This window comes from Kineosporia sp. NBRC 101731, assembly GCF_030269305.1.
GTDB lineage: Bacteria > Actinomycetota > Actinomycetes > Actinomycetales > Kineosporiaceae > Kineosporia.
The window spans coordinates 979,693-1,002,520 of record NZ_BSTC01000001.1 but is presented as its reverse complement, the minus strand read 5'-3'; the positions used below and the strand labels follow the sequence as shown (position 1 = coordinate 1,002,520).

Here is a 22,828-nt window from a genome sequence, read left to right as displayed (position 1 = left end):
TTGACGTTATGCCAACCATTGCCACCGCGCAGCGCGTGGAGCTCGAAGAGCTGCTGGAGTTCATCCGGCCGCGTCACCGGGCCACGCTCGTCACCACCCGCTCCGACGGCAGCCCGCAGCTGTCCCTGGTCTCCTGCGGCGTCGACCCGCAGGGCCGGATCGTCATCTCGACCTACCCCGAGCGCGCCAAGGCCATCAACCTGAAGCGCCGCCCCACCGCGTCGGTCTGCATCCAGTCCGACGAGTGGAACGGCGCCTACGTCCAGGTCGACGGCACCGCCGAGGTGATCGACCTGCCCGACTCGGTGGAGCCGCTGGTCGAGTACTTCCGCAGCATCGCCGGCGAGCACCCGGACTGGGACGAGTACCGCGAGGCCATGGTCAAGCAGGGCAAGAGCCTGATCCGGATCACCCCCGAGCGGTGGGGACCGATCGCCACCGGCGGTTTCCCGCCGGGGCGAGCACCCTCGTCCTCAATCTAGGAAAACACCCTCAGGCCTCGGTGACGATCTCGAAGGCCCAGATGCTCGAGCCGGTGGCGGCGGGACCGTCGCCGGCCGGGCGGGTACTGCCCTCACCGTGGCCCCGGGCGAAGGCCTGCGAGGACTGCCAGGCCTCGAAGTCCTCCTTGGTGTTCCACCGGGTGTAGACCAGGTACTGGTCGGTGCCCTCGACCGGGCGCAGGAGCTCGAAGTGCTCGAAGCCCTGACTGTTCTCCACCATGCCGGCGCGGGTGCTGAAGCGCTGCTCCAGCACCTCGCCGCGTCCACCGGGAACGGTCAGTACGTTGATGACCACATAAGACATGCCCTCATCCTGGTGCACCGGGCGATCAGCCCGATAGGCGCGGTGCCACGACACCCCCATTAGAGTGCCTCCTCGTGAGCAGCATCCTGTCCGGCCCGGTGATCGTCCTCGGCCTGATCACCTCGATCTGGAGCGTGCTGCTCTTCGCCCGTGACCGCCGGGCCAGCAACACCATGCTGCTGGTGCTGGTCGCCTTCGAGGTGCTGCTGCTGGTCCAGCTGATCGTCGCGATCGTGCTGGTGACGCGCGGCGAACGACCCGACGAGACCGCCACCTTCATCGCCTACGCCGCCAGTGAGCTGCTGATCCTGCCCGCAGGAGTGTTCTGGTCGGCCGCGGACAAGTCCAGGACCAGCGTCCTGGTGATCTTCGTTGCCTGCTTTGCCGTGGCCGTGATGACGGCCCGGATGTTTCAGATCTGGAGCACCGTCGGTGGATGACCCCCGCACCTCTGGCCCGGGACGGCTTCTCGTGGCCGTCTACGCGATCTTCGCCCTGGCCGCCTGCTCCCGGGCGATCGTCCAGATCGCCACGGAGTTCAGCAACGCCCCGGTGCCCTACCTGCTGTCGCTGCTCTCCGGCATCGTCTACGTGGTCGCCACGCTGGCCCTCGCCCGCCCGGGCGCGACCTGGCGCCGGGTCGCGCTGATCACGTGCACCTTCGAGCTGATCGGCGTGATCGGGGTGGGCCTGTTCAGCGTGCTCGACTCCGGCGACTTCCCGGACGCGACGGTGTGGTCGAACTTCGGGCAGGGCTACGGGTACGTGCCGCTGGTGCTGCCGATGATCGGCCTCTACTGGCTGTGGCGTACGCGCTCCCAGGTCCCCAGTTAAACCTGGTCAATCCTCCGGTAACAGGCATAGGTTGCGCCCTGCAACATATCCGCGTCAGGGCCGATGACGGGTCTGACGTCCTGTTCCACGCCCGGCAAAGAGGCCGGGCAGAGGGAGGACCGGATCCATGCGCAGACAGATGCTCGCCGCGACCGCGATCGGCTCGGCAGCCCTGCTCACACTCTCGGCCTGCGGTGGTGACTCCGAGGGTTCCACGACCGGCAGCACCACCCCGCAGGGCACGGTCGGGGTGATCCTGCCCGACGCCGCCTCGTCCCCCCGCTGGGAGAACGCCGACCGACCGGCCCTGACCGAGGCCTTCACCAAGGCCGGCGTGAAGGTCGACATCCAGAACGCGGGCGGCGACAAGACCAAGTTCCAGACCATCGCCGACGGCATGATCAGCCAGGGCGTGAGTGCTCTGCTCATCGTCAATCTGGACAACGACTCCGGGGCCGCGGTGATCAAGAAGGCGACGGACGCGGGTGTCCCGGTGATCGACTACGACCGCCTCACGCTGGGCGGCGGGGCGAAGTACTACGTCGCGGTCGACCCGGTGCTGGTCGGCACGACGATCGGTGAAGGCCTGGTGAAATGCCTTCAGGACGAGGGGACGACGACCGGTGACGTGGTCGAGCTGAACGGCTCGCCGACCGACAACAACGCCACGCTGTTCAAGCAGGGCTATGACAAGGCCATCCGCGACGCCGGTTACGGCGTGGCCGCCGACCAGGCCGTGCCCGACTGGGACAGCCAGAAGGCCGGCACGCTGTTCGAGCAGATCAACACCGAGCTCAAGGGCAAGTTCGTCGGGGTGGCCGCCGCCAACGACACCCTGGGTGGTGCGGTGATCGCCCGGCTGAAGACCGAGGGCCGCGCCGGGAAGGTGCCGGTCACCGGGCAGGACGCCACCGACACGGGCCTTCAGCAGGTGCTGCTCGGCAACCAGTGCGTGACGGTCTACAAGTCGATCAACAAGGAGGCCGCCGCCGCGGTCGACCTGACGGTGAAGCTGATCAAGGGTGACACCGCGGGCGCCGACGCCGTCGCGAGCGGCACGGTCACCGACACCAAGACCAATCAGCCGGTGAAGTCGGTGCTGATCGAGCCCCAGGCGATCTACGCGGACAACGTGCAGGACGTCATCGACGACGGGGCCACCACGGCCGGGAAGGTCTGCACCACCGAAGCTCTGAAGAAGGCCTGCGAGAAGTACGGGGTCAGGTAGCGCTGACGACGGCCCGGGCAGCCAGCTGCCGCAGCGCCCGCTCGGTGGCGCTGCCCGGGTCGGCGGTGATGAAGACGACCTGCTGATCGTCTTCCGGCACCGCGAGAACGTCGCAGTTCAGGCGCAGGCGGCCGAGTTCCGGATGCTCGGGCGTCTTCACCTGGTGGCCGGGCAGTCTCACCGGGTTACGGGCCCAGAGCTCGCGGAACTCCTCGCTGCCCTCGCGCAGGTCGCTCAGCAGCCGGTTCAGGGCGGCATCGTGCGGATAGCGCACGGCCGCCCCTCGTAGCCGGGTCACCACGATCTCCGAGAATTCCGGGGCCGTAGACGCGCTGACGTCTTGGCCGAGAAATCGGCGGCGGGCCAGGTTCCTTCCCTCTTGCGGCCCGAGAAGTGCTGCGGCAAGCGGATTCCAGCCCACCACGTCATAGTTCGCGGCGGTCACCACGGCCGCCGTGCCCGGCATCCGGTGCAGGAGACCGGCCACGTGAGGACGCACCCGGCGGGTCGGTGCGGACGGCGCCTGCGGGGTGCTGCCGGCCAGACGGAACAGGTGGATGCGCTCGGCCGGTTCCAGACGCAAGGCGCCGCCGACCGCCTCGAGCACGCCCGGCGAGGGACGCGGACCACGCCCCTGTTCCAGCCGGGCGTAGTAGTCCACCGACATCCCGGCGAGTTCGGCGACCTCCTCGCGGCGTAGCCCGGGCGTGCGGCGTCGGCGGCCCGGGGGCAACCCGGCGTCCACGGGGCGCAGCGCCTCCCGGCGGTCGCGCAGGAACCGGGCCAGTTCGGTTCTCGGCATGTTCCCTGAACGCGCTTTTCCCCGTGGTTATTCGGGTATCACCGGTACCTGGATAACTGAGGACGCGGGCGGCAGCGTTGGTCCCATGACTTCCACGATTGCGCTGGTCACCGGCGCCAACAAGGGCATCGGCCAGGAGATCGCCCGGCAGCTCGTCCAGGCCGGCCTCACCGTGCACCTGGGTTCCCGCGACGCCGGACGCGGCCGCCGGGCGGTGGAGGAGATCGGCGGCGACTGCCACTTCGTCCAGCTCGACGTCACCGATGAGAAGAGCATCGCGGCCGCCGCCTCGGCGATCGGCGCCCTCGACATCCTGATCAACAACGCCGGAATGATGGTGGACGGGGCGATCGGCCCCGAAGCGTCGGTGGACAGTTTCCGCACCACCTACGAGACCAATGTCTTCGGCGTCGTAGCCGTCACGAACGCCTTCCTCCCCACCCTGCGCCGCTCGTCCGCCCCTCGCATCGTCAACATCTCCAGCGGCACGGCCTCGTTGGGGGCCAGCACCGACGAAGCGGTGCGGGCGTCCGCCACCGGCGCCCCCGCCATGCACTCCCCCGCCGCCGTGAGCTACCGCTCGTCCAAGGCCGCCCTGAACATGATCACCACGCTCTACGCCCAGGCCCTGCCCGAATTCCGGATCAACGCCCTGGCCCCCGGCCTGCGGGCGACCGACCTGAACGGCCGGGCCCGATCCCTGGGCGAAGACCCGGCCGAGGCGGCCGAGGGAGCGGTACGCCTGGCCCTTCTCGATGACAACGGCCCGACCGGCGCGTTCTTCAGCTGGGACGGAACGGTGATGCCCTGGTGATCAGCCGGGCCCGGCGTTGTCCGGCCAGCCGTGCAGAGTGATCCCGGGTCATCGCCGAGATACCCCCGCAACCCCGCGGCCGGATAGGGAATCAGGTTCTCGGGCAGGTCCTGCACCGCGAACCACCGCAGCTGCAGGCACTTGTCCGGCTCCCGGTTGACCGGCTCAGGTCTCCTCGCCTGCGTCCATCAGCCAGGCACGAAAGCCGTCCGCAATGGTTGTCCAGGCCAGATGATCAGTGGTCAGAACAACAGCGGTCATGGACTCTCCTTGATGCGGTACCCCGGGCATGAAGACACGGGGCAGCCCAGTCCACTATGCCGATAGCGCAGTCGGGGAACGGATCCCGGCTGGGCGAGTGCACCGAGACGACGATCGCGGTGGGGACCGGTGCCGGCTTGGGAAGGAGGTCCCGGGCACCGGCCCCCGCAACCTTCGGAAGGCCCACCCCGTTTGAGCCGTCCGAAGGTCTCAGGACCGTCCGACGCGGCCGACGGAGGGAGACGGCCGGGACGGACGGCCGATCAGGGCGATCCCTCTATCTGCCCCATCGGCAGCCACGAGGGAGTAACGAACAGGACGTCAGCGCCCCGGCCTATCGGTGGCCGCTGTGCGCTACGTACTTCCGGCAGCGCTTCGATGCGCTCCAGAAGTGCCTGGAACTGGCGTGGTGCGATACCGGCGGGGAGGTAAACCTGGAACTCACCGGTATCCAGAGTGGCTACGTATTTCACCGGAATGTGCTGGCTGATCAAGTGACGACGGAACTGCTCGGCGGTGAGCCTGGCGGGCCCGCCCGTCGGATTTCCGACCGGAGGTGCGCTTGTTTCTCGGTGAAGCGCGGCTTCAGGGAGAGGGCGCAATGCGCCAACAGACGTGCCGGTCATGACACTCCGATTCTCGAAAGCTACTGCTGTGCCAGGTTCCTGACGTGTTTCCAGTAGACGGCTCCCGAGCTGGAGCGGATAGCGGCACGGTCGCCTGATGCTCATCAACTTGCAAACCATGCAATTCGTCTTCTGCGGTCGCTGGATCGGAGTTAAAGTCCGACAGGGGTGGCGCGGCTGGTACGGGGGAACGGGGCTGAATGTCGACGTCTGCAGTGATGACAGGCCTGGTGGTACGCCGAGCCCGGCTTGGGCGCAGACTTACCCAGGCACAACTGGGACAGCTGACGGGGTACTCCTCCGCTCAGGTTTCCCGGTACGAGCGCGGCATCTCGCCTCTGACTGATGTCGAGGTCCTACGCCGGTTCTGCACGGCGCTGGGCATTCCGGTGGCCGAGGTCGGTCTGGCCGAAGCCGTATCCAATCAGCATTCGACGACAGCGCGACAGACCGGAACTACGGCCTATCCGCGTCTCTCCCCGCCTAGGGTGGACATCCTCAGGCAGGAGGACAGCGTGCGGCGGCGAGCATTCCTAGCTTTATCAGCGACCAGCGCAGCTGGCCTGCCCGTGCTCGGGGAGCAGCCGGCATCGTCACTACCCCAGACCACCGCTGCCGAGACCCTCGTTGGGGGTATCCGCGATGCGATGCTCGGCCTCAACGATCCCGGTGCCGACGCAGCCGACGAGATGCCTCGGCAACTGTCGGCGCAGTTGCGGCTCGTGATCGAGCAGGATGCAGGATGCCGGTACGGGAGCCTGGCACAGACTCTGCCTGCGCTGATCCGTGCTGGGCACCAGATGACCGAACCAGACTCTGCGCCGCCCACGGGCGGGGCCGACAGCAGCGATGCGCATGAAACGGTCCTGGCGCAGGCGTACCTGGTCGCGACCCGGGTCCTGATCAAGTTCGGCGACCAGCCGTTGGGGTGGATGGCCGCCGACCGCGCACGACAGCTGGCCACCGACCGTGACGACGTGCTCTTGGCCAGCGAGGCCGCCCGACAGTTGGCCGTCCTGGCCCGCCGTTCCGGCTGGACCGATCAGGCGCTCTCCATCGCGCTATCAGTGGCCGACGACCCGCGTCTGCGGCAAGCCGGCCGCGAGGGCACGGCGATGCGAGGTCTGCTGGTGCAGTCGGCCGCTTACACCGCTGCGAAGATCGGTGACGGTCAGGGGATGCGCGAGCTCACCGCCGAAGCCGCCGTCATCGCTGCCGGTCTGGCAGACGGTCCTGTGGTGCGCCGATACGTCGGCGGGTTCACCCCCGCGACAGTGGCTCTGCATCGCATCTCGGCCGAGACCAGCACCGGTGATCCCGTTACGGCCCTAGCCACAGCGCACGCCCTCGCCCCGTCCCGGCTACCGACAATCGAACGGCGGGCCCGGTACTGGGGCGACGTCGCAACGGCCCAGGCCCTACGCGGTGACCGCGATGAATGTCTACGAGCGCTGCTGGCCGCCGAGCATCTGGCCCCAGAAGAGACTCATGCCCGTCCCGCGATCCGAGCCCTGATCTCGGGTCTGCTGATGTCCGGGCGGACAACCCCCGACCTGCGGGCTCTGGCTTCTCGTAGCCGGGTCTCCCCCTGAGACATTCGGACCCAGGACGCACCGGCCGGGTGTGACCGAGCCCCTTGTCCCTACAGGTCTGCGAGCCTCCCGTACGACCTGCGGCATGCCGCCGTGACCTTGTGGCTGAACTCGGGTGTCCCGATCCCGGAGGTCGCTCGCCGCGCCGGCCACAGCTCCGATGTGCTGCTCAAGGTCTACGCCGGGTGCATCGACAGCGGCTCAGCCGCCGCGAACGCCAGGATCGGCCAGGCCCTGGGCTACGACGAGGACAGCGTCATCGAAGCCTGACGCCCTCCTCTGCGACCAGGGGCACGGCCACAGACCCGTGGCCGTGCCCCTGTGCTGATTCTGGGCAGAGATGGGGCAGAGACAGCGGCATATGGCGACACCGAACGGCACTCGGTTGCACATCGCGGGGTCGCCCCCAAAGGGCATACGTGCTGGTCAGTCCATCTTTCAGGCATCTGACCCTGGAGCCCGCTATCGGATTCGAACCGATGACCTGCTGTTTACAAGACAGCTGCTCTGGCCAACTGAGCTAAGCGGGCGAGTTCCTGCACGGAAGACTCTACCGGTCATGCGGGCCCCGATGCGGCACCCTCGGCCGATCTGTGCGAATCGCCGGTTCAGGGGCCAGGCCGTGACGAACGGCCTCGGCAGACCACTGGCGCCGCCCCGGCATCGCCGAACTTCTGGACGTGCGTCCGAAAATCCGCTGACCAGAGGAGCAATCCGAGTTTCGCAACTCACCCCGAAGCCGACATGACCGAATAGCGTTACCTGACAGGAACGTCCGTTTGGTCTCATGATTTGCGTCACCTGCCGCCGCCAAATGGTGCTGGGTTCAGGGTTTCCGCTGGTGAACAAGTGGCCCAGTGCCTAGTTTCAGCCTGTGACAAATGGACCGCGAACCGTACTTCTGGGGGCCACCGGATACCTGGGCGCTATCACGGCCCGGGCTCTGGTGGAGAGGGGGCTCACACCGATCCTGGCCGGGCGGGACGGCCACAAGCTCGCGCAGCTGTCCGACGAGCTGGGGGGCCTGGACTTCCGGATCGCTGATGCCCGGGATCGCGGATCCCTCACCGCCCTGATCAGCCCCGGCGACGTGGTGATCAGCACGATCACCCCCTTCCGGACGGTCGGTGAGGAGGTCGTGCGGGCGGCCGTGACGCGGCGGGCGCACTACCTCGACGTGGCTCCCGAGCCGCCGTGGGTGCGCACGGTGTTCCAGAAGTGGGGACGCCCGGCCCGCGAGGCGGGGGTGGTGGTCATGCCCTCGGTCGGCTTCAGCTTCTCCCCCGGCAACATCGCCGGCGCCGCGGCCCTGCAGGAGGCCGGGCAGGAGGCGACCAAGGTGCAGGTGGCCTACTTCGTGCTCGGCGACTTCGAGCAGAACTCGTTCAGCGCGGGCGTGCTGGAGTCGGTGACGGGTGCCCTCTTCGAGCCCGGCCTGGTGCGCCGGGACGGGGTGATCGACACCGAGATGCCCGGGCGCCGCGAGCGCACCTACACGATCGACGGCCTGGAACGCCGGGCCATCAGTGTGGGCGGGCCGGAGCACTTCACGCTGGCCCAGTTCCAGCCCCGGGTGCGGGACGTCGACGTGTTCATCGGCTGGCTGCAGACCGACCCCAAGGGCCGGTCGCTGCTGCCGAAGTCGGCGACGAGTACCGCCCGGCTGTCTCCGGGGCGGGCGATGACGAAGTTCATGCACCGGCGGATGGTGCGCGACGCCGAGGCCGGGCCCGACTCGGTGGGCCGCACCGGGATGGTGAGCATGGTGGTGGCCGAGGCGATGGACTCGGCTGGCAACACGCTGTCGCGGGTGACGCTGACCGGGCCGAACCCGTACGACCTCACCGCCCGGCTGCTGGCCTGGCATGCGATCGCGGTGCCGAACTGCGGGCCCGCGGCGGCGGGGGCGACCGGGCCGGTCAACGCGTTCGGCCTGACCTCGGCGATCGAGGGTGCTCGCCAGGCCGGGCTCGAACGCGTCGACTGAACCCGACGGAACCCGACGGAACCAGACGTCAGCTGACGCTGACGGGCCGACGCTCCCCCTCGTCCTCAATTTCGGGGACCACGGGAGCGTCGGGCCGCAGCGGCGACGGCTCGACCCGCAGGAGCCGGGCCAGCCAGACCGGCAGCCACCAGTTGTACTGACCGAACAGCGACACCAGGGCCGGTACCAGGAGCGAGCGCACCAGGGTGGCGTCGAGCAGGATGCCCACGCCGAGCGAGGTGGCCAGCACCTTGATGTCGGTGTCAGGTGCCGAGGCGAGTGCGGCGAACGAGAAGAACAGGATCAGTGCGGCCGAGGTGATGAGGCGGCCGGTGCGGCCGACCCCCTCGACGACGGCCCGTGAGGTGGAGCCGGTGCGGTCGTACTCCTCGCGCATCCGGGCCAGGAGGAACACCTCGTAGTCCATTGACAGGCCGAACAGGAAAGCGAAAATGAGGACGGGGAGCCAGAATTCCATGGCTCCGGTCTCGGTGACGCCGAACAGGGCCTGGGAGCCGTGGCCCTCCTGCCAGAAGAACGTGGCCAGCCCGAACACCGCGGCCACGCTCACCAGGTTCAGTGCCACGGCCTTCAGCGGCAGCAGCACCGAGCGGAAGGTGCGCATCAGCAGGACGAACGTGATCAGGGCGATCAGCGCCAGCACCAGGGGGAACCGGTCGTACACGGCGTTCTGGTAGTCCTGCACGACCGGACCGGCACCGGCCAGCCCCTCATATCCGGGTAGGCCGCTCACCGCCTCCCGTACGTCGTCGGTGATCGCGACCGAGTTGTTGTCCACCGTCTCGGCGTCGGGCACCACAATCACGTCCACCAGGCCGGACGGCGAGGGGTCGAGCGGCACCGCCATCCGCACGCCGTCGACCTTCCCGGCGGCCTCGACGATCGCGGGGACGTCGGCGGGTGAGGCCGCGGCGGCGCTGATCGGTGAGAGCACCCCGCTGCCGACGCCTCCCTCGCGCAGGTCGCGCAACGCGTCGTAGGCCGGCCCGGAGTCGGCGAGGGAGGCGGAGCTGGTCATGCCGAACTGCAGGCCGAACACCGGGGCGATGGCCAGCCCCAGCGCCGCGACACCCACCCCGGCCGCGACCCAGCGAAACCGCACCACGCCCCGGGCCCAGGCCGACCAGCCCCGGGACGCCTTGCTCTCGCGGCGGATCCGGGGCCAGTCGACGCGGGGGCCGACCAGGCTCAGGAGGGCCGGCAGCAGGGTGAGCACGACCAGGGTGCTCATCAGCGGAATGAGCATGCCGCCGAAACCCATACTGCGCAGCAGCGGCACGGGCACGAGGATCAGGGCGATGAGACTGATGGCGACCGTGACCCCGGAGGCCAGGACGGCGTGCCCGGCGGTGCGCACCGCCGTCACCACCGCGTCGTCGTTGGTGGCGCCGTGGGCCCGTTCCTCCCGCCAGCGCGACACCACCAGCAGCGAGTAGTCGATGGCCACGCCCAGGCCGATCAGGGAGACGAGGAACTGCACCACGAACGACACGTCGGTGATCTCGGTGAGGCCGAGCACCACCAGGAAGGTGGAGAGGATCGCCACCGCGGCGATCAGCAGCGGCACCAGGGCCAGGAACGAGGCGAAGACGAAGATCAGCACGATCAGCGCGCCGAATGCCCCGACCAGGGTCTCCACGAGCACGCTCGGGCCCTCGGTGCTTTCCGCCGAGCTGGTCGAGAGAGGCTGGTATCCGGTCAGTCTCACCTCCAGACCGGCACCCTGACCAGCCTGCGCCAGAGTGCTCGTAAGCTGCTCGGCCAGCGGGTCGGCGAACCCCTGGGGCGTGGGCGTGAACAGCAGACTGAACGCGCTGCGCCCGTCGTCGGTGAGGAAGCGCTCGTCGCCGGTGCCGGCGTAGCCGATCACCTGCGCCCCCGGCAGATCGGCGAGAGCTGCGTCGATCCGGGCCATCTCGTCGCGGTGCCCGGCGATGTCGCCGTCCGGCGCGGTGTAGACGGGCACGTAGGACATGTCCCCGGCGATGCCGTAGGCCTCGGCCAGCTTCACCGAGGTCTCGTAGCCCTCCTGGCCGGGCATCGAGAAGTCGAAGCTCAGCCGGTCGGGAACGACGGACGAGGCTCCCGCCCCGGCGACGAGCATGACCAGCCAGAAGCTGATCACCCACCAGCGGCGTCTGACGACGAACGTGGCCGTGCGAGTCATGGATCTCTCCCCCTCGGGACGGGTCCCCACCCGTCGTGACCTCCGAGTATGTCGCGGGTCACAGCGGCCGGGCGATCAGGGAAGTCCCCGATGCACCCTCCGGGAGTTCCCGGGACCGGACCCGGCCGAACCGGGAGCAACGGTCGTGTTCTCGCAAACGACCCTCCGGACGGGATTTTTCAGAAGCCGTGGCGGGTCGTGGGCCAAAGCGGAGTAACCCGGGCACCGGAAAGTGTCAACGGGAAGAGACCTCCCCGTGTCGTCCCGGATGCGTGGCGTGAGGGTTCATAGACTGCCGGTGAGGAACGCCGGGTCTCGTTCGCGAGGGCGCGGCACACGATGAGGAGAGTCATGCCGCGAGGAGATCTACGCCGGGCCCGGCACGATGGGGCCCGCGTGTCCGTCGCCGAGTCGGAGGCCCGCCACCGGGCCCTGCTCGGCGCGCTCCCGGACGGCGTGCTGCTGCAGGACCTGAACGGCAGCGTGCTCCTGGCCAATCTGCGGGCCGGGCAGCTCCTGGACCTGAAACTGCTGGAGGAACCCAGCTCCGGGGTGCCGGCCCAGCGTCGCGCCGACGAGACCAGCCCGATGGCTCTCAACGGTCATCGCCGGGTCGCCGACCCCCGCCCGGGCCGCATCGAGGGCGTGAACCGGATCAGCTCGGCGGCCCTGCGCAGCGGCCAGATGCAGAGCGGTTTCACCGATCCGGTGCTGGTCGACGGGGTCAGCCGGCTGTTGCAGGTCACCTCGATCCCGCTGCTGGGTGACGACGGCCGGCCCCGCGCCGTGGTCAGTTCCGTGGCCCCTGCCACTGACCCGGCCGCTGTCCCGCCGGTGGCGCAGGAGGTCGGCGGGGATGACATCTTCCGCCGCACCATGCAGCACAGCCCGATCGGTATCGCCGTGGCGACGCTGAACGGCCGCTTCCTGCGGGTGAATCGCACGCTGTGCCGGATGCTCGGCTACCGCGCCGACGAGCTCCAGGCCCGCTCCCTGGCCGACATCGTGCATCCGGCGGACATCGTCACCGTGCGCGCCCGGATCTCCGGCCTGATCGGTAGCGATGAGGATTCCCTGCGGCTGGAGCGGAGTTTCGTCGGGCACGGAGGCATGCACCTGTGGGGCACCCTGGTGATCACGCCGATCCGCGACTCCTCGTCCCGCCCGGTGCAGCTCGTCGTGCAGGTCGAGGACCGCAGCGACCTGCACCAGGCGCAGGGCCTGCTGACCCACATGACGCTGCACGACCGGCTCACCGGCCTGCCGGGTCGTCCGCTGGTGCTCGACCGTGTGCAGCAGGCTCTCGACCGCACGCGCCGCAGCGGGCTGCGGGCCGCCGTGCTGCAGGGTGACGTGGACCATTTCCGGGTCGTCAACGACAACGCCGGTTTCGAGGACGGCGACGAGGTGCTGGCCGAGATCGGCCGCCGGGTGGCCGGTTCCCTGCGCCCCGGCGACACCGCCGGGCGCCTCGGCGGCGACGAGTTCGTGGTGGTCTGCGACGACATCACCGACGAGGACGAGGCCGGCGCGATCGCCGACCGGGTGCGGGCCGCGGTGAACGAGCCGCTGATACTCGGCGGACGCACGCTGCGGCCCACCCTCAGCATCGGCATCGCCCTCTCCACCTCGGCCGACAACGACCCGCTGATGCTGCTGCGTGACGCCGAGATCGCCACCTACCAGGCCAAGAACCGGGGTCGCGACCGCTGGGACGTCGTCGACCCCGGCCTGCGCCAGGCCGCCTCCGAACGTCTGGACCTGGAGTCACAGCTGCGCACCGCGATCGGCGACGGCGAGCTGGAGCTGCACTTCCAGCCGATCGTCGGGCTCACCGGGCGCCGGGTGATCGGCCGGGAGGCTCTGGTTCGCTGGCGTCACCCCGAGAAGGGGCTCATGCCGCCGATCACGTTCCTGCCGATCGCCGAGGAGTCGGGGCTGATCGTCGAACTGGGCGCCTGGGTACTGCGCGCCGCCGTGCGGGCCGCCGCCGCCAGCCGCGACCCCGGCTACGTGGCCGTGAACGTGTCACCGAACCAGATGATCCGCCCCGGCTTCTCCGGCCTGGTGGAGCAGGCCCTGGCCGAGTCCGGCCTGCCCGCCGGGCAACTCGTGCTCGAGCTGACCGAGTCGGTGATGCTCAGCGCCGCCCCCGCCGCCCGGCCGGAGATCGATCGGCTGCACCGGCTGGGCGTGCGGATCGTGGTGGACGACTTCGGCACCGGCTTCTCGGCCCTGTCGTACCTGCGGGACCTGCCCGTCTCCGGGATCAAGGTGGACCGCAGCTTCACCGCGGGGCTGGGCGACGACCCGCAGTGCGACCGCATCGTCGAGGCCCTGATCGGCCTCGGGCAGGGACTCGGCATCGACGTCATCGTCGAGGGCGTCGAGACCGAGCGGCAGAGCGCCCTGCTCGTCGGGATCGGGGTCAAGCACGCCCAGGGCTACCTGTTCGGGAAGCCCAGCCCGCAGTACGAGTTGCAGAGTGCTTAGGACGCGGTGATCTCGTTGACGAGCCAGCTTCCCTCGAGGGGGCCCCAGTCGGCCTTGTGCTCGTTGTTCTGCAGCACCACGAGACAGGAGATCAGCACCAGCACGATCACGGACCACGCCACCAGGCGAGCCGTCGGGCCACCGGTGATGGCCGCGGCCACCCTCTCGGTACCGCGGCGCACCGGGCCACCGCCCGGACCCCACCAGGCCGTGAGCAGCAGGGCCACCATGCCCGCGGCGAGCGGGATCGGCGATCCGGGCACCACGCTGGACGAGGCCGCACCGGACTGCACCGAGGCGACGATGAAGGCCACGCTGACGCCGATCAGGGCCGGCAGTACCAGCCCGAAGACCGTGGACAACGCGCCGCTGAGAATGCGCCAGGGCATCGACAGCGCCGTGACCAGGCCGTCGCTGGCCCGGGACCCGCGCGTATCGCGACGGTGCCCCAGGGCCGTGCTGGTGCGGTCGACCACGCGGGCGGCGATCATGCCCACCGCCACGATGACGATGGCGCCGTAAGGAGCCACCGCGGCCACCCCGGCCAGCACCACCAGCAGGCCGAACAGGAACAGCGGCATCGAGCCCAGCGGCAGCCGGTCGAGCACACTCTCGCCGCGCTCGTCCTCGTCGTGGTGCGCCTGGGACTGGTGCGGGTCGTCGCCGATCGGGCGCCCCTTGGCCAGGACCGGGGCCTGGCCCCGGTTCTGGCCGGGGTTCTGGCCGGGGTTCTGGCCGGCGTTCTGCGGGCTCTGGTTCTGCGGGCGCTGGCCCTGCTGGGTCCGGGCTTCGAAACCGTTGGCCGGACCGGCGTTCTGGCCCAGGTTCGAGTTCTGGTTCGGCTTCGGCGGGTCGAAACGGCGGGTGGACTCCGGCGCGGAACCCCAGGACGGCGGGATCACCGACGTCTCGCTGTTGTTGCCACCATGCCCGAGGGCGTGCGGAGGGATCACCGAGGTCTGGGCGTTCGCCCGGGCCGACGGCGGCGGGATCACCGAGGTCTGGTCGTTGTTCCCACCCGAGGCGTGCGGGGGGATCACCGAGGTCTGATCATTGTTCCCACCCGAGGCGTGCGGCGGGATCACCGAGGTCTGCGCGTTCGCGAAACCGGTGTTGAACGACGGCGGGGGCGTGCGGGCCGTGGGCATCTCGTCCGCGTCGTCCGTTGCGGGCAGCCGGATCTCGGTGGAGTCGCCGGGCCGGATCTGGCGGTTCGCCGCCATCTCTTTCGGGCCGGGCTGACGCTGGGTCTCCTCGTCGGGGGTGACGTACACATCGCCCCGCGAACCCCAGGACGGGCCCTGCGAGTTCGGGCCGGTGCTCGGCCGGGAGGGCGCCGCCGCGGCCAGACCGGCGATCAGCTCGTCGTGGTGCGGGCGCCGGCGCGGGTCGACCGAGAGCGCGGCGGTGAGCGTCTTGCGCAGACCGTCGTCCACTCCGTCCACGTCCATCGCGCCGCGGCGCACCCGGTCGAGCACGACCTCGATCGGGCCGGTTCCGAACGGGGGGCGGCCGGTGGCGGCGTAGGCCAGCGTGGCGCCCCAGCCCCACCAGTCGGTGGCGGCGCTCACCGCGTCACCACCGATGATCTCGGGCGACAGGTATCCCGGGGTGCCCATCACCAGACCGGTGTGGGTGATGCGGGACTCGTCAGCGACGTGCGCGATGCCGAAGTCGATCAGCACCGGCTCACCGTCGAGCAGCATCACGTTGGCGGGCTTCACGTCGCGGTGGACCACCCCGGCGGCGTGGATCGCGCGCAGGGCGTCGGCGAGCACCTGGCCAATGCGCGCGACGTGACCGCGCGGCAGAGGGCCGTGATCACGGACGTGCTTCTCCAGCGTCTTGCCCGGGACGAAGCTGGTGACGACATAGGGAGTGTCACCTTCCACGTCGGCGTCGAGCACGCCGGCCACGCGCGGGTGACGCACCCGGCGCAGCGTGGCGACCTCACGCGCAAGGCGGCGACGCGCGTCCGGGTCGCCCGCGATGTGCGGGCGCAGCACCTTGACGGCGACGGCCTTGCCGTTCTCGTCGAGACCGAGGTGGACAACGCCCATCCCGCCTTCTCCCAGGCGCTGAACAAGGCGGTACTGACCGATCCGCCCCGTGTCGCCTGCTGCACGGGCGGTTGCATCGTGCGGCATGGTGAACACGGTAGGCCAAACGACCGACTTCCCGTAGCGGCTCCCCCGGACGGGTAGCCGCTACGAGCATCGGATCGCCGGGATCGCCGGGGTTTGTAGGTTTCAGGTGTTGATGTAGGCCTGCAGATGGTCGCGCTCACCCTCGAGCTCGTCCATACGGTGTTTGACCACGTCGCCGATGCTGACGATGCCCACCAGATGATCACCGTCCACCACCGGCACGTGCCGGAACCGGCCGTTGGTCATGAGCTTGGCCAGCTCCTCGATCTCGGTGGCCGGCGGGCAGGTCTGCACGTCGCGGCTCATGATCTCGCTGACCGGCTCCTGCAGCAGGCCAGGGCCGAATCGCTGGAGTTTGCGCACGACGTCGCGCTCACTGACGATGCCGTCCACCGACTGCCCGTCGGCGGAGACCACCAGCGCGCCGACACCGTTCGTGGCCAGTTTGTCGAGGAGTTCGGTGACGGGCCGGTCAGGGCTGATCGTGACGACCAGCCCGCCCTTCTGCCGGAGTAGTTCGCTGATCCGCATGTGGTTGGACCTCCACCGATTCAGTCGCTACAGGCGATACAGGCAAGACCCGGACAGGGGTCCGGGCGGCCGGGAACGCGCTTGCGGCCCTTCACCGAGGGTAGGTGAGCTCTGCACGAAGGGGAACCCCCGAACGTGTCCAGGATCACAGCCCATCAGCCGATGGGAGACCTACCGAACACCCTGATCACCGGGCGGGACCGACCCGGTGGACCCCCGCACCACCAGCTCCGGACGGAACAGGTACTCGGTCCGCGGCGCGAAGGCCCCGTGACCTCCGCCGTGAATGTCGTCGAGCAGGGCCCGCACCGCCGCAGCCCCCATGGCCTGGACCGCCTGGCGCACCGTCGTCAGCGGCGGGTCGGTGAAGGCGATGAGCGGAGAGTCGTCGTACCCGATCACCGAGACGTCGGCCGGAACCTGGAGCCCCCGGTCACGCACGGTCCGGATCACCCCCAGCGCCATCAGGTCGCTACCGCAGATCACCCCGGTGCAGCCGGCGTCGATCAGCCGGTGCGCGGCGGCCGCCCCGCCCTCCACGCTGAACAGGGAGCACTCGATCGCGTCGTCGACGTCGTCGCGGCCCAGGTGCCGCCGCATCGCCGTGCGGAACCCGTCGATCTTCCGGATCACCGGCACGTACTGCCGCGGGCCCAGCGCCAGGCCGATCCGCCGGTGCCCCTGGGCCACCAGGTGGTTCACCGCGAGGTCCATCGAGGTCACGTCGTCATTACTGACGAACGGCGCGTCCAGCCCTTCGACATAGCCGTTGACCAGCACGATCGGCAGGCCCCGACGGCGCAGGGCGACGTACCGGGACGGGTCGGCGGAGGTGTCGGAGTGCAGGCCGGACACGAAGACGATGCCCGCGACCCCGCGCTCGGTGAGCATCTGGGTGTACTCGTCCTCCCGCACCCCGCCGGGGGTCTGCGTGCAGAGCACCGGCGTGTACCCGTGATGGGCCAGCGCCGACTCGATCACCTGGGCGAAGGCCGGGAAGATCGGATTGTCCAGCTCCGGCACGATCAGGCCGATCAGCCCGGCGGAGTGCTGGCGCAACCGCACCGGGCGCTCGTAACCGAGCACGTCCAGGGCGGTGAGCACGGCCTCCCGGGTGGCCTCGGCCACACCGGAGCGGCCGTTGAGCACACGACTCACCGTCGCCTCGCTGACACCGGCCTGAACCGCGATGTCCGCGAGCCGGGCGCGGGGTGCTGACGCCATGGACCGGGCTCCTGAAGATTCTCGTCGGATATTGATGAGAACAGACAGAATGCGACATTAGGGACGAATGATGAGACGTTTCTCCCTGATTCCCATGAACCCATGGTGCCGAACCGGGACCGGAAAGGCCGGGAAACGTCCCGCCCGGGCCCAGTGGGACGCAGATGACACCCACTACCCCTATGCGCCGGGCCGTTCGGCAGTCTTAGATGTACCCCGTGGCCGACGACGCCCCGTGCGCCGCTCAGCCATCGTTCGACCGGGCCCCGCGCGGGTCCGGAGCAATCCGGTAATGACCCGGTCGCCAACCCCGGCGGCCGGTTCACCCTCCACTCGGATCGTCCGGCACGTTCCTGCCGGTGAAGGGAAGTGGCAAAGTGGCCACCGTCACATATGACCAGGCAACCCGTGTTTACCCGGGTGCTACCAAGCCGTCGGTCGACAAGCTCTCGCTGGAGATCGAGGACGGCGAATTCCTGGTTCTCGTCGGGCCCTCGGGCTGCGGCAAGTCCACCTCCCTGCGCATGCTCGCCGGTCTGGAAGACGTCAATGAAGGACGTATTCTGATCGGCGACCGGGACGTCACGCAGATGCCGCCGAAAGACCGCGACATCGCCATGGTGTTCCAGAGCTACGCGCTCTACCCGCACATGACCGTCGGCGAGAACATGGGTTTCGCGCTGAAGATCGCGGGTATCAGCAAGTCCGAGATCCAGCAGCGGGTGGCCGAGGCAGCCAAGATCCTCGACCTCACCGAGTACCTGGACCGCAAGCCGAAGGCCCTCTCGGGTGGTCAGCGGCAGCGTGTGGCGATGGGACGAGCGATCGTCCGCCAGCCCCAGGTGTTCCTGATGGATGAGCCGCTCTCCAACCTGGACGCCAAGCTGCGTGTCCAGACCCGCACCCAGATCGCGTCGCTACAGCGACGTCTGGGCGTCACCACGGTCTACGTCACCCACGACCAGACCGAGGCCATGACGATGGGTGACCGCGTCGCGGTGCTGAAGGACGGTCTCCTGCAGCAGGTCGGCTCGCCCCGTGAGCTGTACGATCACCCGAACAACGCGTTCGTGGCCGGCTTCATCGGCTCCCCCGCGATGAACCTGCTCAACCTTCCGGTGGTGAACGGCGGTGTGCAGTTCGGCGACGAGGTCTACCGGATCTCCGAGCAGACGCTGAACGCCGGCGGTCGCCACGTGACCCTGGGTGTGCGTCCGGAAGACCTCTCCCTGTCCGACCGCGGCCTTCCGGTCCAGGTCGAGCTGGTCGAGGTTCTCGGTGCCGACGCCTACCTGCACGGCACCCTGAAGAGCGAGGGCACTGACCTGCCCGTCATCGCTCGTGTCGACGGGCGTCGTCCCCCGGAGAAGGGCCAGACGGTCCACCTCCAGGCCAAGGAAGGCCACACGCACCTGTTCAACGCCGATTCGGGCGAGCGGCTCGGCGCCTGATCGCGTCACTGCTCAGTTCGACGACCGCACCGGCCGGTTTCGACCGGCCGGTGCGGGGTCGCCCGCGCACGAGCGGGGGTTTCGAGAGATGACTACTACCAGAACACTTCAGATCACTTCCGCGGCACCGGATCCGGCGTTGCTGGACCTGCCGTGGCACCTGCCTCTGGAGAACTGGCCGGCCAACCGGCTGGCCACCCTGCCCCGCGGTATTTCGCGGCACGTCGTACGTTTCGTGAACCTTTCCGGAAACGTCCTGGCCGCCAAAGAGATCACCGAGGAGTTCGCCCGGCGCGAGTACGGGCTGCTGCGCCTCCTGCGCCGCCTGGGTCTGCCCGCGGTCGAGCCGCTGGGCATCATCACCGGGCGCACCGACAAGGACGGTGAAGACCTCGACCCGGTGCTGCTGACGCGGCACCTGCAGTTCTCCCTGCCCTACCGCGCGGTGTTCTCCCAGACCATGGGCCCCGAGCCGGTCATGCGGCTGATCGACGCCCAGGCCGTGCTGATGGTGCGTCTGCACCTGAGCGGTTTCTGGTGGGGCGATGTCTCGCTCTCCAACACGCTGTTCCGGCGCGACGCGGGCGCTTTCGCCGCCTACCTGGTAGACGCGGAGACCGGCGACCTCTACGACAGCCTGTCCCGGGGCCAGCGCGAGCACGACCTCGACCTGGCCCGGACCAACATCGCCGGCGAGCTGATGGACCTCGAGGCCGGTGGCCTGCTCGACGAGGCCCTCGACCCGGTGAAGACCGCCGACGCGTTCATCGAGCGCTACCGCACGCTCTGGTCGGAACTCACGGCCAAGGAAGCGTTCGAGACGGACGAGCGCTGGCGGGTCGACGCCCGCATCCGCCGTCTCAACGACCTGGGCTTCGACGTCGGCGAGCTGAACATCAACACCGATGTCACCGGCACGTCCATCGAGATCCAGCCCAAGGTCGTGGACGCCGGTCACCACCGTCGCCGTCTGCTGCGCCTGACCGGGCTCGACGTCGAGGAGAACCAGGCCCGCCGCCTGCTCAACGACCTCGACACCTACCGGGCCGCCACCGACCGGCAGAACGTGGACGAGGATGTCATCTCGCACGAGTGGCTGGCCCGCCGGTTCGAGCCGGTGGTGCGGGCGGTCCCGGCCGACCTGCGTGGAAAACTGGCTCCGGCCGAGGTGTTCCACGAGGTACTGGAACACGGCTGGTTCATCTCCGAGAACCAGGGCCGCGACGTCGGTATCGACGAGGCGGTCGCCAGCTACATCCGTAACGTGCTGGTGCACCGGCCCGACGAGAAGGCCGTTCTCGGCGTCGACACCCAGGAGATGCCGGTCGTGATCGATCCGATCGCTTAGAGGCCCACCAAATGGAGGACGCCGTTGAGACTCGAGTCTCAACGGCGTCCTCCATTTTGTGTCTGGCTTATCCGGCCCGCAACCGCGAGACCTCATAGAGCGCAACACCCATCGCCACACTGGCGTTGAGTGACTCGGTGCCGCCGATCATCGGGATCGAGGCGATGGCGTCGCAGTTCTCCCGCACCAGACGGGAGAGCCCCTTGCCCTCGGCCCCGGCCACCAGCACGAGCGGACCGGTCGCGAGATCCAGCCCGGGCAGCGACACATCGCCGCCCGCGTCCAGACCGACCACGAAACAGCCTGCGGCCTTCAATGACTCGATCACCCGGTTGACGTTCGAGGTGCGGGCCACCGGGGTTCGCGCGGCCGCACCGGCCGAGGTCTTCCACGCGGTGGCGGTCATGCCGGCCGACCGGCGCTCGGGCACGATCACGCCGTGACCACCGAACGCGGCCACCGAACGCACCACGGCGCCGAGGTTGCGCGGGTCGGTCACACCGTCGAGAACCACCAGCAGGGGCGGCCTCCCGCTGCGGGCCGCGGCCTCGAGCAGGTCGTCCGGGTGGGAGTACTCGTACGCCGGGACCTGGAGGGCCAGGCCCTGGTGCACGGCGCCACCGGTCAGCCGGTCGAGGTCGGTGCGAGAGGCCTCCATCAGCGGAAGACCGGCATCCGCAGCCGTCTTGATGGCCTCACGCACCCGGTCGTCGCTGTCGATGCGAGCGGCCACGTAGAGCACCTTGGCCGGCACCCCGGCCCGCAGCGCCTCGACCACCGGGTTGCGCCCGGCGACCATCTCGGAGCTGCCCGCCGTCGACGAGCGCTTCTGCTGCGAACGGTTGCCACCGGTGCCGGCGGGACGCTGCTGCGAGCCCCCGGTCTTGGCGGTGGAACGGGCCCGGCGGGCGGCCGGGTGGTACTCCCGCTCCACTGCCTTGGGCGTGGGGCCCTTGCCCTCCAGGCGCTTACGGGACTGGCCACCGGTGCCGACCGTCGCGCCCTTCTTCGTACCGGGCCTACGGGTGGCCCCCTTGCGCGACGAATTACCGGCCACTACTGGCCTCCAGACTCCAACGGGCGCCTTCCGGCGTGTCCTCGACTACCACTCCGGCTGCGACGAGCCGGTCGCGGATGGCATCCGCAGTGGCGAAATCTCTTTCCTTACGGGCGGTCGCGCGGGCATCGAGCTCGGCCCGCACCAGCACGTCGAGCGCTGCGGTCCGGGCGTCGCCGGCCGCACCGCCGGTACTCCAGGCCGGGTCGAGCGGGTCCAGACCCAGCACCGCGGTCATCGCCCGCACCTCGTCCAGCGCCGTTCCGAGCGCCGCACCGTCGTTCTCGGCGAGTGCCCGGTTGCCCTCCCGCACGGTGTCGTGCAGCACGGCGACGCCCGCGGGCACGCCCAGGTCGTCGTCCAGCGCCGCCGCGAACGCCGACGGCACCTTCTCGGTCGATCCGGGTGCCCCCAGCCGCTCGGCCGCCCGGTGCACGAAATTCTCGATGCGCTCGTAGGCGGTCGTGGCGTCGGCCAGCGACTCCGGGCTGATCTCGATGTTCGACCGGTAGTGCGGCGTGGCCAGCACGTACCGCAGTACTACCGGGCGGACCGTGCGGGTCAGCTCGGCGATCGTCATGGTGTTGCCCAGCGACTTGCTCATCTTCTCGCCGGACATGGTGACCCAGGCGTTGTGCAGCCAGTAGCGGGCGAACCCGTCACCCGCCGCCCGCGACTGGGCCAGCTCGTTCTCGTGGTGCGGGAACCGCAGGTCCAGACCGCCCCCGTGGATGTCGAACTCGGCCCCCAGGTAGCGGGTGGCCATCGCCGAGCACTCCAGGTGCCAGCCCGGGCGCCCCCGCCCCCACGGCGTGGGCCAGGAGGCGGTGGTGGGCTCGCCCGGCTTGGCGCTCTTCCAGAGCGCGAAGTCGCGTGGGTCTTTCTTGCGGGTGTTGGGCGCGGTGTCGGCCGCGGCCTCCATGTCGTCGATCTTCTGCCGCGTCAGCGAGCCGTAGGCGGGGAACGAGCGCACGTCGAAGTAGACGTCGCCCGAACCGTCGGCCGCCGGGTAGGCGTGGCCGGCCGCGATCAGCCGCTCGATGAGCTCCACCATCTCGGTGATGTGGCCCGTGGCCCGCGGCTCGATCGTCGGTCGCAGCACGTTCAGCACGTCGTAGGCGTGCGTGAACTCCTGCTCGTAGAGGAAGGCGTGCGCCCACCACTCCCGGCCCGCCTCGGCCGACTTCGCGAGGATCTTGTCGTCGATGTCGGTGACGTTGCGGACGTAGCCGACCTCCAGGCCGCCGTACGTCAGCCAGCGCCGGAGCACGTCGAAGTTGACCTGGGCCCGGACATGGCCGATGTGCGGTGAGCTCTGCGGTGTGGGCCCACAGACGTAGATGCCCGCCTTGCCGGGGACGACGGGGACGAAGTCCCGTACCTGCCGGGTCGCGGAATCAAACAGTCTGAGGCTCACCTGTCAAGGTTACCGGTCTCA

At 69.4% G+C, this 22,828-nt stretch carries 20 protein-coding genes, 1 tRNA gene and 2 pseudogenes; 12 read left to right on the top strand and 11 right to left on the bottom strand.

Going from position 1 to position 22,828, the window contains the following annotated elements; all coding sequences use genetic code 11:
• Positions 1-8 precede the first annotated feature (8 nt).
• Positions 9-482 carry a PPOX class F420-dependent oxidoreductase gene (locus QSK05_RS04380; RefSeq protein ID WP_285594142.1) on the top strand — a complete coding sequence of 158 codons (474 nt, stop codon included), beginning with the start codon at positions 9-11 and terminating at the stop codon, positions 480-482.
• Between the two features lie 10 nt (positions 483-492).
• On the opposite strand, the gene QSK05_RS04375 is transcribed toward QSK05_RS04380, so the two are convergent.
• Complete coding sequence (locus QSK05_RS04375; RefSeq protein ID WP_285594141.1) at positions 493-807, bottom strand: antibiotic biosynthesis monooxygenase family protein; 315 nt, start codon at positions 805-807, stop codon at positions 493-495.
• Between the two features lie 74 nt (positions 808-881).
• Between QSK05_RS04375 and QSK05_RS04370 the strand changes: the two genes are divergently transcribed.
• The 3 genes from QSK05_RS04370 (at position 882) to QSK05_RS04360 (ending at position 2,869) form a co-directional block, all read left to right on the top strand.
• A complete protein-coding gene (locus tag QSK05_RS04370; RefSeq protein ID WP_285594140.1) occupies positions 882-1,247 on the top strand; it encodes a hypothetical protein in 366 nt (121 codons plus the stop codon).
• On the top strand, positions 1,240-1,641 hold the full coding sequence (locus QSK05_RS04365; RefSeq protein ID WP_285594138.1) for a hypothetical protein: 402 nt from the start codon (positions 1,240-1,242) through the stop codon (positions 1,639-1,641). Before QSK05_RS04370 ends, QSK05_RS04365 begins: the two co-directional genes overlap by 8 nt.
• 127 nt (positions 1,642-1,768) lie before the next feature.
• Complete coding sequence (locus QSK05_RS04360; protein WP_285594135.1) at positions 1,769-2,869, top strand: sugar ABC transporter substrate-binding protein; 1,101 nt, start codon at positions 1,769-1,771, stop codon at positions 2,867-2,869.
• On the opposite strand, the gene QSK05_RS04355 is transcribed toward QSK05_RS04360, so the two are convergent.
• Positions 2,862-3,671, bottom strand: a complete 810-nt coding sequence (locus QSK05_RS04355; RefSeq protein WP_285594134.1) for a helix-turn-helix transcriptional regulator — start codon at positions 3,669-3,671, stop codon at positions 2,862-2,864. The genes QSK05_RS04360 and QSK05_RS04355 overlap by 8 nt on opposite strands.
• 85 nt (positions 3,672-3,756) lie before the next feature.
• Here QSK05_RS04355 and QSK05_RS04350 point away from each other — a divergent pair, with 85 nt between their 5' ends.
• The gene (locus tag QSK05_RS04350) at positions 3,757-4,485 is read left to right on the top strand and encodes an SDR family NAD(P)-dependent oxidoreductase (protein WP_285594132.1); all 729 of its coding nucleotides are present in this window, start codon (positions 3,757-3,759) and stop codon (positions 4,483-4,485) included.
• Positions 4,486-5,009: 524 nt separating this feature from the next.
• Here QSK05_RS04350 and QSK05_RS04345 read toward each other — a convergent pair.
• Entirely contained in the window at positions 5,010-5,372 is a 363-nt protein-coding gene (locus QSK05_RS04345) for a hypothetical protein (protein WP_285594130.1), read from the bottom strand.
• 200 nt (positions 5,373-5,572) lie between these two features.
• Here QSK05_RS04345 and QSK05_RS36230 point away from each other — a divergent pair.
• Positions 5,573-5,761 (top strand): annotated as a pseudogene (locus QSK05_RS36230) (helix-turn-helix domain-containing protein); the annotation flags it as partial.
• A gap of 207 nt (positions 5,762-5,968) precedes the next feature.
• On the opposite strand, the gene QSK05_RS04340 reads toward QSK05_RS36230, so the two are convergent.
• The gene (locus tag QSK05_RS04340) at positions 5,969-6,169 is read right to left on the bottom strand and encodes a hypothetical protein (protein ID WP_285594128.1); all 201 of its coding nucleotides are present in this window, start codon (positions 6,167-6,169) and stop codon (positions 5,969-5,971) included.
• Positions 6,170-6,172: 3 nt separating this feature from the next.
• Between QSK05_RS04340 and QSK05_RS04335 the strand changes: the two genes are divergently transcribed.
• Positions 6,173-6,964 carry a hypothetical protein gene (locus QSK05_RS04335; RefSeq protein ID WP_285594126.1) on the top strand — a complete coding sequence of 264 codons (792 nt, stop codon included), beginning with the start codon at positions 6,173-6,175 and terminating at the stop codon, positions 6,962-6,964.
• A 60-nt stretch (positions 6,965-7,024) separates the two neighbouring features.
• Positions 7,025-7,234: pseudogene (locus QSK05_RS04330) on the top strand (tyrosine-type recombinase/integrase); the annotation flags it as partial.
• A 183-nt stretch (positions 7,235-7,417) separates the two neighbouring features.
• Here QSK05_RS04330 and QSK05_RS04325 read toward each other — a convergent pair.
• Positions 7,418-7,494: transfer RNA gene (locus tag QSK05_RS04325), tRNA-Thr, on the bottom strand.
• Between the two features lie 344 nt (positions 7,495-7,838).
• Here QSK05_RS04325 and QSK05_RS04320 point away from each other — a divergent pair.
• Positions 7,839-8,951, top strand: coding sequence for a saccharopine dehydrogenase family protein (locus tag QSK05_RS04320; RefSeq protein ID WP_285594122.1), 1,113 nt, complete (start codon positions 7,839-7,841; stop codon positions 8,949-8,951).
• Positions 8,952-8,979: 28 nt separating this feature from the next.
• On the opposite strand, the gene QSK05_RS04315 is transcribed toward QSK05_RS04320, so the two are convergent.
• A complete protein-coding gene (locus QSK05_RS04315; RefSeq protein ID WP_285594120.1) occupies positions 8,980-11,139 on the bottom strand; it encodes an MMPL family transporter in 2,160 nt (719 codons plus the stop codon).
• 351 nt (positions 11,140-11,490) lie between these two features.
• On the opposite strand from QSK05_RS04315, the gene QSK05_RS04310 reads away from it, so the two are divergent.
• Entirely contained in the window at positions 11,491-13,632 is a 2,142-nt protein-coding gene (locus QSK05_RS04310) for a putative bifunctional diguanylate cyclase/phosphodiesterase (RefSeq protein WP_285594118.1), read from the top strand.
• On the opposite strand, the gene QSK05_RS04305 is transcribed toward QSK05_RS04310, so the two are convergent.
• The 3 genes from QSK05_RS04305 to QSK05_RS04295 all read right to left on the bottom strand — a co-directional run bounded on the left by QSK05_RS04305 (position 13,629) and on the right by QSK05_RS04295 (position 17,534).
• On the bottom strand, positions 13,629-15,779 hold the full coding sequence (locus tag QSK05_RS04305) for a serine/threonine-protein kinase (protein ID WP_285594114.1): 2,151 nt from the start codon (positions 15,777-15,779) through the stop codon (positions 13,629-13,631). The genes QSK05_RS04310 and QSK05_RS04305 overlap by 4 nt on opposite strands.
• A gap of 102 nt (positions 15,780-15,881) precedes the next feature.
• The gene (locus tag QSK05_RS04300; protein ID WP_285594112.1) at positions 15,882-16,310 is read right to left on the bottom strand and encodes a CBS domain-containing protein; all 429 of its coding nucleotides are present in this window, start codon (positions 16,308-16,310) and stop codon (positions 15,882-15,884) included.
• Positions 16,311-16,481: 171 nt separating this feature from the next.
• Complete coding sequence (locus tag QSK05_RS04295) at positions 16,482-17,534, bottom strand: LacI family DNA-binding transcriptional regulator (protein ID WP_285594111.1); 1,053 nt, start codon at positions 17,532-17,534, stop codon at positions 16,482-16,484.
• A gap of 377 nt (positions 17,535-17,911) precedes the next feature.
• Between QSK05_RS04295 and QSK05_RS04290 the strand changes: the two genes are divergently transcribed.
• Together QSK05_RS04290 and QSK05_RS04285 are read left to right on the top strand one after the other, a co-directional pair.
• A complete protein-coding gene (locus QSK05_RS04290; RefSeq protein WP_285594109.1) occupies positions 17,912-18,985 on the top strand; it encodes an ABC transporter ATP-binding protein in 1,074 nt (357 codons plus the stop codon).
• 88 nt (positions 18,986-19,073) lie between these two features.
• Positions 19,074-20,333: a DUF4032 domain-containing protein gene (locus QSK05_RS04285; protein ID WP_285594107.1), complete on the top strand. Its 1,260-nt coding sequence runs from the start codon at positions 19,074-19,076 to the stop codon at positions 20,331-20,333.
• A 67-nt stretch (positions 20,334-20,400) separates the two neighbouring features.
• Here the strand turns inward: QSK05_RS04285 and rlmB are convergent, their stop codons facing one another.
• Positions 20,401-21,390 carry a 23S rRNA (guanosine(2251)-2'-O)-methyltransferase RlmB gene (gene rlmB, locus QSK05_RS04280; protein ID WP_285594106.1) on the bottom strand — a complete coding sequence of 330 codons (990 nt, stop codon included), beginning with the start codon at positions 21,388-21,390 and terminating at the stop codon, positions 20,401-20,403.
• A complete protein-coding gene (gene cysS, locus QSK05_RS04275) occupies positions 21,380-22,807 on the bottom strand; it encodes a cysteine--tRNA ligase (protein WP_285594104.1) in 1,428 nt (475 codons plus the stop codon). Before cysS ends, rlmB begins: the two co-directional genes overlap by 11 nt.
• Between the last annotated feature and the right edge of the window lie 21 nt (positions 22,808-22,828).